This window comes from Rhodovastum atsumiense (assembly GCF_937425535.1).
Lineage (GTDB): Bacteria > Pseudomonadota > Alphaproteobacteria > Acetobacterales > Acetobacteraceae > Rhodovastum > Rhodovastum atsumiense.
In genome coordinates, this window is the sequence record NZ_OW485601.1 from 1,975,438 (window position 1) to 1,988,058 (window position 12,621).

General features: G+C 68.9%; 8 protein-coding genes. All 8 read left to right on the plus strand.

The genetic code is table 11. From position 1 onward, the window contains the following. Position 1 precedes the first annotated feature (1 nt). The 8 genes from mutM (at position 2) to NBY65_RS08980 (ending at position 12,609) form a co-directional block, all read left to right on the plus strand. Positions 2-841, plus strand: a complete 840-nt coding sequence (gene mutM / locus NBY65_RS08945; RefSeq protein WP_150045443.1) for a bifunctional DNA-formamidopyrimidine glycosylase/DNA-(apurinic or apyrimidinic site) lyase — start codon at positions 2-4, stop codon at positions 839-841. A 37-nt stretch (positions 842-878) separates the two neighbouring features. Continuing rightward, positions 879-1,640: an enoyl-CoA hydratase gene (locus NBY65_RS08950; RefSeq protein WP_150045444.1), complete on the plus strand. Its 762-nt coding sequence runs from the start codon at positions 879-881 to the stop codon at positions 1,638-1,640. 209 nt (positions 1,641-1,849) lie between these two features. Beyond that, positions 1,850-2,119 (plus strand): 30S ribosomal protein S20, encoded by a 270-nt coding sequence (gene rpsT, locus NBY65_RS08955; RefSeq protein WP_150045445.1) that lies wholly within the window; start codon positions 1,850-1,852, stop codon positions 2,117-2,119. A 362-nt stretch (positions 2,120-2,481) separates the two neighbouring features. Beyond that, positions 2,482-3,924: a chromosomal replication initiator protein DnaA gene (gene dnaA / locus NBY65_RS08960; protein WP_150045447.1), complete on the plus strand. Its 1,443-nt coding sequence runs from the start codon at positions 2,482-2,484 to the stop codon at positions 3,922-3,924. A gap of 133 nt (positions 3,925-4,057) precedes the next feature. Continuing rightward, complete coding sequence (gene dnaN / locus NBY65_RS08965; RefSeq protein ID WP_150045446.1) at positions 4,058-5,182, plus strand: DNA polymerase III subunit beta; 1,125 nt, start codon at positions 4,058-4,060, stop codon at positions 5,180-5,182. A 173-nt stretch (positions 5,183-5,355) separates the two neighbouring features. Beyond that, on the plus strand, positions 5,356-6,486 hold the full coding sequence (recF, locus tag NBY65_RS08970; protein WP_250265648.1) for a DNA replication/repair protein RecF: 1,131 nt from the start codon (positions 5,356-5,358) through the stop codon (positions 6,484-6,486). Positions 6,487-6,558: 72 nt separating this feature from the next. Continuing rightward, entirely contained in the window at positions 6,559-8,991 is a 2,433-nt protein-coding gene (gyrB, locus tag NBY65_RS08975) for a DNA topoisomerase (ATP-hydrolyzing) subunit B (protein ID WP_150039863.1), read from the plus strand. Positions 8,992-9,369: 378 nt separating this feature from the next. Continuing rightward, positions 9,370-12,609: a PAS domain-containing protein gene (locus NBY65_RS08980; protein ID WP_162530456.1), complete on the plus strand. Its 3,240-nt coding sequence runs from the start codon at positions 9,370-9,372 to the stop codon at positions 12,607-12,609. Positions 12,610-12,621: the final 12 nt, after the last annotated feature.

A 12,621-nucleotide genomic window follows, 5' to 3' on the forward strand; every position in this document is an offset into this window, starting at 1 on the left:
CATGCCGGAACTCCCCGAAGTCGAAACAGTGATGCGAGGTCTGGCCGCCCGGCTGGAAGGGCGGACCATCCGGCTTGCCCGCATCCACCGCCCCGACCTGCGCTGGCCCTTCCCCGCCGGCCTCGCCGCGCGCCTCACCGGCGCGCACGTCCTGGGTTTCCGCCGGCGGGGCAAGTACATCCTGATGCGCCTGGCGGGCGGGGAGTCGGTGCTGATCCATCTCGGCATGTCCGGGCGCATGGTGATCACGCCTTGCGGCGCCAACACCGTGCCGGCGCATGAGCACCTGACGCTCGAGACCGAGGAAGGTTGGCGCATCGGCTTCGTCGATCCCCGCCGCTTCGGCTGCGTCGACCTGCTGGCCACCGCCGCGGAAGACGCGCACCGGCTGCTCGCCGGGCTCGGCCCCGAGCCGCTGGAGGCGGCATTCACCCCGGCGGTGCTGGAAGCGGCCCTGGCCGGACGCATCACCCCGATCAAGGCGGCGCTGCTCGACCAGCGTACGGTGGCAGGCCTGGGCAATATCTATGTGTGCGAGGCGCTGTTCCGGGCCGGACTCAGCCCCCGCCGACTCGCCCATACCGTCGCCGGGGCCGCCGTGCGGCGGCTGGTGCCGGCGATCCAGGCCACGCTGACCGAGGCAATCGCCGCCGGCGGATCATCCCTGCGCGACTACGTTCAGCCCTCCGGGGAACTGGGCTACTTTCAGCACGCCTGGAAAGTGTACGGCCGGGAAGGCGAGGCCTGTGAACAGTGCCCGGGCCCGCCCGGCTGCACCGGCATCGCCCGCATCGTCCAGTCCGGGCGCAGCACCTTCTATTGCCGCCGCATGCAACGCTAGGTAAAATTCTGCTGCACCGCAGCATCGGAGGACGTCCATGGCCGAGATGATCCAGGTGGAAACGCAGGGACGCGTCGGATTGATCCGTCTCTATCGTCCCCAGGCACTGAATGCGTTGTGCGACCAGCTCATGGAAGAGCTGGGCAGCCAGCTCGCCGCCTTCGATGCCGATCCCGCGATCGGCGCGATCGTGCTGACGGGCTCGGAAAAGGCCTTCGCCGCCGGGGCTGACATCAAGGAGATGCAGCCCCGCACCTACCCGCTGGAAGACTTCATCGGCAAGCGCTGGGAGAGCATCCTGCGCATCCGCAAGCCGGTGATCGCCGCGGTCGCCGGCTTCGCGCTGGGCGGCGGCTGTGAACTCGCCATGATGTGCGACACCATCTTCGCGGCCGATACCGCGAAGTTCGGCCAGCCCGAGATCAATCTCGGCGTCATCCCCGGGGCGGGCGGCACGCAGCGCCTGACCCGCGCGGTCGGCAAGGCCAAGGCGATGGACCTGGTGCTGACCGCCCGCATGATGGACGCGGCCGAGGCCGAGCGCGCCGGCCTGGTCAGCCGCATCTTCCCCGCCGACCAGCTGCTTGCCGAGACGCTGAAGGTCGCCGAGCGCATCGCCGCGCTCTCGCCCGTCGCCGTCGGCTTCGCCAAGGATTGCGTCAACCGCGCCTTCGAGACCACCCTGACCGAGGGCGTGCGCTACGAACGTGCGCTGTTCCTGTCGCTGTTCGGCACCCCGCACCAGCGCGAGGGCATGGCCGCCTTCGTGGAGAAGCGCAAGCCCGACTTTTCGGCCTGAACCGGCGCCAGGGCGCCGGCCGGCAGCGAGCCTGCATGCCCCGCGGCGGCGGTATGCAGGCCCCCGCAAGCCGGTTTCCTTGACTCCCTGGGCTGCCCTGCCTAAACCACGTCCCCTCATCTCGGCGGGCGCACCGGAAGGTTGCGGCGCCCGGGCCGAGCGACCATCCCGAATCAGACTTCTGCACCACTTGTCGATATAGAGAGCCCATGGCCAATACCGCGTCCGCGCGCAAGCGCATCCGCCAGACCGAGCGCCGCACGGCGCGCAACCAGGCGCGCAAGTCACGCATGCGCACCTTCGTGAAGAAGGTCGAGGCGGCGATCGCCAGCGGCGACAAGACGGCGGCGGCCGAGGCCCTGCGCGTCGCGCAGCCCGAGCTGCAGCGCGCCGCCACCAAGGGCGTGGTCCACGACAACACCGTGGCACGCAAGATCTCGCGCCTGTCCGCCCGCATCAAGGCGCTGCCGGTCGCCTGATTTCCGTCCCGGCCGGGCACGCCGTGCCCGGGCCGGAGTCGGCAAGTATTGTTTCGATATCGGATTATTGTTTCGATACCGGATCACGCGACGCAGAGCGGATCGTTATTTTCTGAACTTTGTCTTGCTCTGTTGGTAGCTTCATTTGATCTTTATTTGCACTTCCCAAAATGCGGTTGCCTTCCGTCCCGATCATGCTTAACCATTACCTGATCGGCAGTGTTGCTGCTGATATCGGCCGGGATGAGGAGGGGCAGGCTTCACCCGGAACTATTCGGTGGGCCGCGATCGCGTGACTGACCGGTCGGGGCAGGGGGGCGTGCGTGACGAACGGCGGAAACATCGGCAGTGACGCCTCTGTCATGACCGACCAGCGCTCCCTGGAGGAAGCGCAACTGGCGGCCCAGTGGAACCGTGTGCGCAGCCGGCTGCAAAGCGAGGTCGGCGAAGTCGAATACCGTACCTGGCTGCGCCAGATGACGCTTGGCGGCCTTGATGGCGACGAGATCACCGTTCGTCTGCCCACCCGTTTCCTGCGCGACTGGGTCCGCACCCATTACGGCGATCGCCTCAACGCGCTCTGGCAAAGCGAAAACCGCCGGGTCCGGCGGGTGGATATCCGCGTCGGCGGCAATGCCGGCGATGACGGCCTCGCCGAGCCGCTCGTCGTGGGCGAGCCGATCGGCGAACCCATTGCCGAACCGATCCCATCCGGCCTCGCCGCCAGTGGCCAGCCGCAGGCGGCCCATGCCGACCCGCGCGCCGAACTGGCCGCGGCGCTCGATCCGCGCTTCACCTTCGACAGCTTCGTCGTCGGCAAGCCCAACGAATTCGCCTATGCCTGCGCCCGGCGCGTCGCCGAGAAACCGGCCAGCGTCGGCTTCAATCCGCTGTTCCTGTACGGCGGGGTCGGCCTGGGCAAGACCCACCTGATGCATGCCATCGCCTGGGAACTCACCGGCGACGGCCCGCGCGGCAGCGTGCCGGTCTCGGTCGCCTACATGTCGGCCGAGAAGTTCATGTACCGCTTCATTGCCGCCATCCGCAATCAATCGACCATGGAGTTCAAGGAACAACTTCGCAGCGTCGACGTGCTGATGATCGACGACCTGCAGTTCCTGATCGGCAAGGACGCCACCCAGGAAGAATTCTTCCACACCTTCAACGCCCTGGTGGACGCCGGCAAACAGATCGTGGTGTCGGCCGACAAGTCGCCCTCCGACCTCTCCGGGCTCGAGGAGCGCGTCCGCACCCGCCTTGGCTGTGGCATGGTCGCCGACCTGCACGCCACCACCTTCGAGCTGCGCGTCTCCATCCTGGAGGCCAAGGCCGCCCGCGCCGGCGTGCCCGTGCCACCCAAGGTGCTTGAATTCCTCGCCCACAAGATCACCAGCAACGTCCGCGAGCTGGAAGGCGCGCTGAACCGCCTGATCGCGCACGCCAACCTGTTCGGCCGCACCATCACCCTGGAATCCACCCAGGAGGTGCTGCACGACATCCTCAAGGCGCATGACCGCCGCGTCACCATCGAGGAAATCCAGCGCAAGGTCGCCGAGCACTGGAACATCCGCCTGACCGACATGTCCTCGGCCCGGCGCGCCCGCAACGTCGCCCGCCCGCGCCAGGTGGCCATGTACCTGGCCAAGCAGCTTACCAGCCGCTCCCTGCCCGAGATCGGCCGCAAGTTCGGCAACCGCGATCACACCACCGTCATGCACGCCGTCCAGCGCGTCGCCGAGCTGATGGAACGCGACGCCAGCTTCGCCGAGGATGTCGAACTGCTGCGCCGGATGCTGGAATCATAGGGCTTTCGCCACTGGCGCACTTTTCGCTGGACAAGCTGGTTGCTAAACTGATCGACCCGAGTCGTGGCCGGCGGCGTGCTTTTGGGTCCGTGCCCCGTCGGTTCCCGACGCGCCGGTCCAAGAGGATGACGCCATGAGGTTGAAGGCCGAACGAGCGACGCTCCTGAAGGCGCTGGCGCACGTACAAAGCGTGGTGGAGAAGCGCAACACCATCCCCATCCTCGCCAATGTCATGATCGCCGTCCGCGATGGCCAGCTCACGCTGACCGCCACCGACATGGAAATCGCGGTGGTCGAGGATATCACCGCCGAGACCAGCCGCAACGGCGCCTGCACCGCCCCGGCGGCCACGCTGTACGAAATCGTCCGGAAGCTGCCGGAAGGCGCCGAGGTCGAACTCGACCACCCCGGCGGCGATGCCCAGCTCACGCTGCGCTCGGGCCGCTACGCCACCAGCCTGGTCGTGCTGCCCACCGAGGATTTCCCCTCGATGACCGCGGGCACCCTGCCCCACCGCTTCGCCCTGCCGGCGCTGGCGCTGCGCGGCCTGATCGACCGCACCCGCTTCGCCATCTCCACCGAGGAAACCCGCTACTACCTCAACGGCATCTACCTGCACGCGGCCGAGGCCGACGGCACCCCCGTGCTGCGCGCCGTCGCCACCGATGGCCACCGCCTCGCCCGGGTTGAGGAACCGCTGCCCGAGGGCGCCTCCGGCATCCCTGGCGTCATCGTGCCCCGCAAGACCGTGGGCGAGCTGCGCAAGCTGCTCGACGAGGTCAGCAGCGACGTCGAAATCGCGCTGTCCGATACCCGCATCCAGTTCAAGGTCGGCCCGATCACCCTGACCAGCAAGCTGATCGACGGCACCTTCCCCGAATACGAACGCGTCATCCCGCGCGACAACGACAAGGTCCTGCGCGTCGGCAAGAAGGACTTCGCCGACGCCGTCGCCCGCGTCGCCGCCATCTCCTCGGAACGCTCGCGGCCGGTGAAGATGGCGCTCAACCGCGACCTGCTGGTGCTCTCGGCGTCCAGCCCGGACCAGGGCACCGCCACCGAGGAACTCGACGCCGACCACGTCAAATACGACGCCGGACCGCTCGAGATCGGCTTCCAGGCCCGCTACCTCAACGACATCACCGACCAGATCGCCGGCGACGTGGAGTTCCGCTTCTCCGACGGCGCCGCGCCCACCGTGGTGCGCGATGCCGCCGACGCCAGCGCGCTGTACGTGCTGATGCCGATGCGCGTGTAAGGGAAGAAAGCAAGGCCAGGGCTCTGCCCTGGACCCGGCAGGGGCCACAAGGCCCCTGCACCCCAGTCTCGCTGCGCGGCACAGAAAATCGGGTTCCAAGGGCGAAGCCCTTGGTCGGTCCAGGGCGAAGCCCTGGTGGGGCGCGGGGCAACGCCCCGCCAACAGGTCCATCCATGCGGCTCGCGCGACTGGCGCTCACGGATTTCCGCAACTACTCCGAGCTCACCTGGCAACCGCGGGGTCGGGTGGCGGCGATCTGGGGCCCCAATGGCAGTGGCAAGACCAACCTGCTGGAGGCGATTTCGCTGCTGGTGCCCGGCCGGGGCCTGCGCGGGGCGCGGCTGGGCGAATTGGCGCGGCATGGCGGACGGGCCTGGGCGGTGGCCGGGCGATTCGAGGCGCCGGAGGAAGGGTTCGACATCGGCACCGGCACGCCGCCCGGCGGCCCGGCGGAACGGCGGGTGTTCCGCCTGGACGGCGCCGCGCCGCGCAGCCAGGCCGAGATCGCCGCACGGGTGGCCGCGGTCTGGCTGACGCCGCAGATGGACCGGCTGTTCCAGGAAGGGGCGTCCGGCCGGCGGCGCTTCCTCGACCGGCTGGTGTTCGCGCTGGAGCCCGGCCATGCCCGGGAAGTGTCCGCTCACGACAGCGCGATGGCGCAACGCAACCGGCTGCTGGCCGAGGGGCGGGCGGATGCGGCGTGGCTGGCGGGGCTGGAGGAAGCCATGGCCCGTCATGCGGTGGCCGCCGCGGCGTCCCGCGCGGCGCTGGTCGGGCATCTGAACGCGGCGCTGGCGGGCGGCATCGCCGGGGCATTTCCGGTGGCACGGCTTGGGCTGGTCTGCCCGATCGCCGAGCGACTGGCGCGGGATCCGGCGCTGGCGGTGGAAGACTGGCTGCGCGCGGCGCTCGCCACCGGACGGGGGGCGGATGCCCGCGCCGGCTCCGCGGGGCTTGGCGCGCACCGCGCCGACATGGCGCTGACCGATGCCGTCACCGGCCGGCCGGCCGGCCTGGCCAGCACCGGCCAGCAGAAAGCGTTGCTGGTTGCCGTGGTGCTTGGCCATGCCGCCCTGATCGCGCAGGCGCGCGGCGCCGCCCCGCTGCTGCTGCTGGACGAACCGGCGGTGCATCTCGATCCGGATCACCGCCAGGCGCTGTTCGCGGCGCTGGCCTCCCTGCCCGCCCAGGTGTTCCTGACCGGCACCGATCGCGAGACGTTCCTGCCTTTGCGCGACCTGGCCGAGGGCCTGCGTACTGGCGAAGACACAGTGCGGCCCGATCCCGAATTCCATCCCGCCTGAGCGGGTGGCCGAACGCGCGCGGGAGCTATATAAGATAGCAAGAATCCCACCACCCCGGAGCACCTCGTCGGCATGTCCGAAAACGCCGCGCCGCTTCCCGAGTCCGACGCCTACGATGCCTCGTCCATCTCCGTGCTGCGCGGCCTTGATGCCGTGCGCAAGCGACCCGGGATGTATATCGGCGACACCGATGACGGCTCCGGGCTGCACCACATGGCCTTCGAGATCATCGACAATGCCGTGGACGAGGCGCAGGCCGGCTTCGCCTCCCGCGTCGAGCTTGTGCTCAACGGCGATGGCAGCGTGACCGTGCGCGATGACGGGCGCGGCATTCCCGTCGATATCCATCCCGAGGAAGGGATCTCGGCCGCGGAGGTGGTGCTGACTCGCCTGCACGCCGGCGGGAAGTTCAACCAGAACTCCTACAAGGTGTCGGGCGGCCTGCACGGCGTCGGCGCGGCGGTGGTGAACGCACTGTCCGAATGGATGGACGTGCGCATCTGGCGCGACGGGTCCGAGCACTTCATCCGCTTCGTGCACGGCGACGCGGTGGCGCCGCTGGCCAAGGTGGGGCCGCAGGACCGCCCGAACGGCACCGAGGTGACCTTCAAGCCGAGTGGGCAAACCTTCACAAAGACGGAGTTCGACATCACGGTGCTGGAGCGCCGGCTGCGCGAACTCGCCTTCCTCAATTCGGGCCTCGCCATCGTCCTGCGCGACGAGCGGCACGCCCCGGCCACCGAAATCTCATTCCACTACGAAGGCGGGCTGATCGCCTTCGTCGAATGGCTCGACCGGGCCAAGACGCCGGTGCTCTCGCCGCCGATCAGCGTCTCGGCCGAGGCCAATGGCAGCGGCATCCGCGTGGAGTTCGCGCTGTCCTGGAACGACAGTTTCCACGAGACCATGCTGTGCTTCACCAACAACATCCCGCAGCGTGACGGCGGCACCCACCTGGCCGGCTTCCGCCAGGCGCTGACCCGCGTGGTGACGAAATACGCCGAGGGGATGGGCAAGAAGGACAGCCTGTCCCTGGTCGGCGACGACATGCGCGAAGGCATGACCGCGGTGCTGTCGGTGAAGGTGCCCGATCCGAAATTCTCCTCGCAGACCAAGGAGAAACTGGTCAGCTCCGAGGTGCAGCCGGTGGTGCAGGCCGTGGCCGCGGACGCCATCGCGCACTGGTTCGAGACGCATCCGAAGGAAGCGAAGTCGATCATCGGCAAGGTGATGGACGCCGCCGCGGCGCGCGAGGCCGCCCGCAAGGCGCGCGAGCTGACGCGCCGGAAGGGCGTGCTGGATATCTCCACGCTGCCGGGCAAGCTCGCCGACTGCCAGGAGCGCGACCCCTCGAAATGCGAGATGTTCATCGTCGAGGGTGATTCGGCCGGTGGCTCGGCCAAGCAGGGACGTGACCGCAAGTTCCAGGCGATCCTGCCGCTGAAAGGCAAGATCCTGAACGTCGAGCGCGCGCGCTTCGACCGCATGCTCGGCAGCGCCGAAATCGGCACGCTGATCACTGCCCTCGGCGCCGGCATCGGCCGCGCCGAGGCCGACCAGGGCGGCTTCGACGTCGCCAAGCTGCGCTACCACCGCATCGTCATCATGACCGACGCGGACGTGGACGGCTCGCATATCCGCACGCTGCTGCTGACCTTCTTCTTCCGCCAGATGCCGCAATTGATCGAACGCGGCCATTTGTTCATCGCGCAGCCACCGCTCTACCGGGCCAAGCGCGGCAACGAGGAGCGCTACCTCAAGGACGACGCGGCGCTCGAACGCTTCCTGCTCGACAAGGCGCTGGCCGAGGCGCGGCTGACCTATGCCGATGGCCGCGAGTTGCAGGGGCCGGAGCTGGAAGAGGAAGCGTCCTGGCTGCGCGAGGCCAGCCTGCGGCTGCGCCGGCTGGCCGGCGACGTTCCGACCGCCCTGCTCGAGCAGGCCGCCATCGCCGGCGCCCTGACCGCGGATACGGCGCGGGCCACCGCGGCGGCACAGACGCTGGTGCAACGGCTGAACGCCATCTCGCTGCCGAGCGAGCGCACCTGGGTGGTGGCCGCCGACGGGCAGGGCCTCAAGCTGACGCGCACGGTGCGCGGGGTGGCGGAGCGGCACATGCTGGAGGCTTCGGCATTGCGCAGCGCCGATGCGCGCTGGCTGGCCGAGCGCACGCAGGCGCTGGTCACCCGCTTCGCCCAACCGGCCGTGCTCAGGCTCGATCGCGACACCCAGCCGGCGGCCGGCCCCGCCAGCGCCTTCGACCGGATCCTCGGGCATGGCAGGCGCGGCCTGACCATCCAGCGCTTCAAGGGCCTGGGCGAGATGAACCCCGACCAGTTGTGGAAGACCACGCTCGATCCGGCGGCCCGCACGCTGCTGCAGGTCAAGGTCGGCGATGTCGAGGATGCGGCGCAGGTGTTCTCCACCCTCATGGGTGACGTTGTTGAACCAAGACGCGAATTCATTGTCGGCAATGCGCTGAAAGTGGCGAATCTCGACGTCTGAACCGGCGTCGGGCACAAGTCTCGGGGCGATGCGGTTCCACCGGAGGCCCGGTGGAACCGCATCAAAGGCAGGAGGTTACAATTTTTATCTAGAACAAATAGCGAACGATTTCCGCATGATGGTCGGATCATAAAACATCGATTTCATAATACTTCCAGATCCATCAGTTTAATAATAGTAAACCCCAGGAATAATACGCAGATTGACAGCGCCATATTGATTTTCGTCGCGCCACGCCCTTCTTGATATCGTGGCCCATCACTGGCTAATTGATTTTTGCTGCACCATATGCCCCCATTTGTCGCGGAACGCTGCACAAAACAGGTCCGCAGGGGGAACAAAGACATGCCGGCCCTGACCGCGCCTGAAGCCCGATCCGTGACCGCTCCCGTGGATCCATCCTCCCCCGTGGCCGCGCCACCTTCGCCTGTCCTCCGCCCGACCTGGCAAAGCCGCATTTTCGCCCTGCACGGCCGCGCCAGCGGCTATGCGCTGGCCATCGCCGCCACCGCGCTCGCCCTGGCACTGCGTTTCGCCCTGGCCGCACCGCTGGCGAAATTCCCGTTTCTCGCCTTCTTCCCCGCGGTGGTGCTGACGGCCCTCTTCGCCGGCCTCGGCCCCGCCCTGCTGGCCTCGTTGCTCAGCATCGCCGCCGCGAAGTACTTCTTCATTGCTCCAACCGGGTCCTTTACCTTCGCCCAAGGGTCGGACGTCATCGCCACCGGCTTCTTTGGCGTCGTCCTGCTGGTGGACTGCGCGGTCATCCATGTCATGACCACCTCGCTCCGCCGGGAACGTCAGGGACGCGCCGAGTTCGCCGCGAGCGAGGCGCGGTTCCGGGCCCTTTCGGCGGCGACGCGGGAAGGGGTGGTCTTCCACGACGGCGGCATCATCTGCGACGTGAACGACGCCTTCTGGCGCATGCATGGTTTCGCCGCACGCGAGCAGGTGATCGGTCGCAACGTGATGGACCTGATCGCGCCCGAGGGACGCCGGACGGTCGCCGAGGCCATCCGGCAGGAGTCCCGGGCCCCCTACGAGACGCTCGGACTGCGCCGGGACGGATCCACCTTCCCGCTCGAGATCGAAGGGCGTGCCGTTCATTACCAGGGCCGTCCGATGCGGGTCGCCGTCGCGCGCGACCTGACCTCCCGCAAGGCCGCCGCCGCCGCGCTGGCCGCGGGGGAAGCCCGTTTCCGGGCATTGGCCGAGGCCATTCCCTCGCTGCTCTTCGAGACGGACGCCGAGGGCCAGGTCGTCTACCTGAACCCGCGCTTTGCCGAATATGCAGGCGTGGCCATGGATGAGCTCATGGGAGAGGGCTGGCTCGCGATCCTGCATCCCGATGACCGCGACCGCACCCTGGCGACCTGGATGGAGGCGGTGCGCGCGGGCGGAACCTACGAGATCGAGTACCGCTTCCGCCGCCACGATGGCGCCTATCGCTGGTTCCTTGGCCGGGGCGTACCGGTTCGCGACAAGGCGGGGCAGGTCAGTCGCTGGGTGGGCACCTGCACCGACATCGACGGCCGCAAGCGCACCGAAGCGGCGCTGCGCGACAGCGAAAGCCGCCTGCGCCTCGCCGCCGAGCGGGTGGATCTTGCGCTCAAGGCAGGCGCGATCGTCGGCACCTGGACCTGGGACCTGCCGACCGACCACTTCACCGCCGATGCACGCTTCGCGCAATCCTTCGGCCTCGATCCCGAAACCTGCCGCAGCGGGCTCGGCATCGAGCAGGTCGTCGCCTCGGTCCACCCCGAGGACCTGCCGCGGCTGCGCCAGGCGATCGCCGAGGTGATCGCCCGCGGCGGCCCCTATGCCTGCGAGTACCGGGTGCGGCAACACGATGGCGTCTATCGCTGGATCCAGGCGAATGGTCGTGTCGACCATGCCCCCGACGGCACGCCGCTGCGCTTTCCCGGTGTTCTGCTCGACATCGAGGAGCGCCACGCGGCGGCGGAGCAATTGCGGGAGAACGAGGCAAGGCTGCGGCTTGCCCTCGAGGCGGGGCGCATGGGCTTCTGGTCGTGGGACCTCGTGACCGACCGGCTGGAATGGGATGCGCGGGAATTCGAGCTCTTCGGCATCGATCCCGCCAGCGGCCAGCCGAGCGGGAAACAGGTGTATGCGCGCCTGCATCCGGAGGATCTGCCGGGCCTGAAGGCAGTGACCGACGCCGCCATCGCCGCCGGGAACGGCGCCTTCGGCCACGAATTCCGGGTGGTGCTGCCCGCCGGCGAGATCCGCTGGATCGCCGCCCATGGCCATGCCCTGGCCGATGCGGGCGGACGGGCCAGGCGCATGGTCGGCCTGCATTTCGATGTCACCGCCCGGCGCCAGGCCGAGGCATTGCTGGCGCGCGAGGCGGAACAGCTCGACCGGCTGGCGGAAGAACGCGGCCAGGCCCTTGCCGTCAGCGAGGCCCGCCTCGCCCAGGCCAGCAGGATGGAAGCGCTGGGGCGGCTCGCCGGGGGCATCGCGCACGACTTCAACAATATCCTGCAGGCCGTGCAGGGCGGCATCACCCTCGCATCCAGACGCCTGACGCACGAGGCGCCGCAGATACGGCGCTACCTTGACCTCGCCGCCAGTGCGGCCGAGCGGGGTGCCTCCGTCACCGGGCGGTTGCTCACCTTCGCGCGCCGGGTCGAACTCCGCTCCGAGCCGGTGCCCCCCGCGCCCTTCCTGGAAGGGCTCGCGGCGTTCCTGGGGCCGGTCATGGGCGCGAATGTCACCCTGACGCTGCAGGTGGTGCCGGAGCTGCCGCCGCTGTTCGCCGATCGCAGCCAACTTGAAGCGGTGCTGGTCAATCTCGCCAACAATGCCCGCGACGCCATGCCGGCGGGCGGCACCCTGGTGATCTCGGCAGAGGCGGTGGACAGCCCCGGATCGCAGGACGCGCCGCCGGGCCTGCCGCCCGGTTGCTATCTCCGCCTTTCCGTCATCGATGATGGCGAGGGCATGTCAGCCGAGGTGCTGGAACGCGTCACCGAGCCGTTCTTCACCACCAAGCCAAAGGGTCAGGGCACCGGGCTGGGCCTGTCCATGGCCCGTGGCTTCGCCGAGCAATCGGGCGGCGGGCTGTCGATCCGCAGCGCCCCCGGACGCGGCACCACCGTCTCGCTCTGGCTGCCCCGCGCGCCGGCGGGACTGGCGCCCGTGACCGAGGCGACAGATGCGACAAGGGCGGCACCGGCGTCGACCGGCGCGACGATCCTGCTGGCCGAGGACAAGGCCGAGGTGCGCACGGTGATCGCGGCCCAGTTGGAGGATCACGGCTACACGACACGCGAGGCCGAGGACGCCGTTGCGGCGCTTGCCTTGCTCGATGAAGGATTCCGGCCCGACGCCCTGGTCACCGATCTCACCATGCCCGGCCGACTGGATGGGCTCGACCTGCTGCGCGAGGCGCGATTGCGGGTGCCGCGGCTGCCGGCGGTACTGGTGACCGGGCATGCGGGGGATGCCGGGCCCGGCAAGATCGAGGAAGCCGAGCGCGGGGGACCGTTCGCGCTGCTGCGCAAGCCGGTGGCGGCGGAGGCGCTGCTGGAGCGGCTCGGCCGCGTGCTGCAGAACAGCGGCGTTCGTCCCGCTCCTCCGCCCGGGACCGGGGCGTAGCGCCGCCCTGCC